Below are 268 nucleotides of genomic sequence, written 5' to 3'. Positions count from 1 at the left end.
ATTATTATATCATCTGCATTCGAATGTGACTATTTGCAAGCCTAAAAAAGAGATCCGCCAGGACCTCTTTTACAGGACGGCTACTCCGTCACTTCACCCATTTCGTGTTCGATAACGGCTGCTATATCATCAACAATGCGTTCCAATTCAACTTCATCCGGTCCTTCGGCCATGACTCGAATGAGCGGTTCCGTACCGGAAGGCCGAACCAAAATGCGTCCGTCGTCGCCTAATTCCGATTCACCTGCCGAAATGGCCGCGGCAATAA

Annotated in this window: 1 pseudogene; it reads right to left on the bottom strand. The window is 48.5% G+C overall.

Annotated features, from left to right (window positions below):
* Positions 1 to 80: 80 nt before the first annotated feature.
* A pseudogene (locus PGX78_RS08305) lies at positions 81 to 268 on the bottom strand (phosphoglucosamine mutase); the annotation flags it as partial.

It is taken from the genome of Megasphaera sp. AF13-6AC (assembly GCF_027685385.1).
Taxonomy (GTDB): Bacteria; Bacillota; Negativicutes; order Veillonellales; family Megasphaeraceae; genus Megasphaera; species Megasphaera micronuciformis.
This window is presented reverse-complemented; position numbering and strand designations above follow the sequence as displayed.